Here is a 1215-nt window from a genome sequence, read left to right on the forward strand (position 1 = left end):
ATGTTTCCACTTGAATAAATTTTGCTTTTCCATACTGATCACGCCCCTTTTTAGAGTACTAGTATCAGTATGTCCAAGTTCACTAGATTTCTTGCACCAGAACCGGTTAACATAACGTCTCATTATCGGGATTCAATGTATCTAGGATACTAAAATAATCTCCTTTAGCTTTGAGCCGAAGGAGATTATAAAAAATTTCTGTTATGTTTGCTTGAGTGCAAATTATTATTAGATGACAGAATGTCCGTGTTCAGATAATATCTGTAAAGCTTGTTCTAAAGTGTTTGATTTAACTAGAAGATAATCTGTGTTATAGGTAGAAATGGCAAAAATGCTAATTTTAGCTTCAGCAAGCGGGAAAGCAAGGGAAGATAATACCCCTGTCAATGAAAAATCAAGAGGTCCTTCGACTTTAATACATCTCCATTCGTTACTTACTTCAATATTTTCAACATGCGAAGGTACTACTTTTTCCGCACAAACTATTGATAGTTCTTCATCTGTATAAGTAATTGAGACAAAATTTTTATTTTCAAGAGCCCATTTAGGAATAGCTTTAGAAGAATCTAATTTTAAGACAGACATTGTTCCAGGAAGTACAGATAAATTCAACAAATATCAACTCCATTTCCCCATAGAATAAATTTTTGTTTAACACGAAAAACAAAAAAGCCAGGAAAATATCGTTAATGATATCTCCCGGGCTTTTATCCCTCCGTGTACACAGTGTTACTGTGTGTTTTCTCTCGGACCTGACCGGATAAAATAAACCGCGGAACCCTAGAAAACATTGTTATTAATTTATAGCCATTATCTATCCGAAACATGTAATTGTCAATACTCAAGATATTATCACTTTATCCTTTTTAATTAGTTGCATACTGTATTCATGTAAAGTTAACATAACGTAACATTATCGGGATTCAATGTATTTAGAAGACTATTAAAAGTCCCCCAGTTAAACAATCTGGGGGACTTTTGTGTTCACATAATTTTTGTTATCGGAAGTAAAGATTTAAGAATATGTATTGTTTTATTTTCACATTAATTCCTTTTTAAAATGATTTTTTTGTACATTCCATTCATCATTACGTCACTTTGTTCAATTAGATGGTTCTGGTGCAAGAAATCTAGTAAACTTGGACATACTGATACTAGTACTCTAAAAAGGGGCGTGATCAGTATGGAAAAGCAAAATTTATTCAAGTGGAAACA

The 1215-nt window shown here is 32.7% G+C and carries 1 protein-coding gene and 1 riboswitch; the gene reads right to left on the minus strand.

From position 1 onward, the window contains the following. Positions 1-228: 228 nt before the first annotated feature. Entirely contained in the window at positions 229-612 is a 384-nt protein-coding gene (locus ACFQZ1_RS13610) for an ACT domain-containing protein (RefSeq protein ID WP_377882728.1), read from the minus strand. Positions 613-694: 82 nt separating this feature from the next. After that, positions 695-795: riboswitch (guanidine-I (ykkC/yxkD leader) on the minus strand. Between the last annotated feature and the right edge of the window lie 420 nt (positions 796-1215).

The organism is Bacillus sp. CGMCC 1.60114 (genome assembly GCF_042676365.1).
Taxonomy (GTDB): domain Bacteria; phylum Bacillota; class Bacilli; order Bacillales; family Bacillaceae_G; genus Bacillus_A; species Bacillus_A rhizoplanae_A.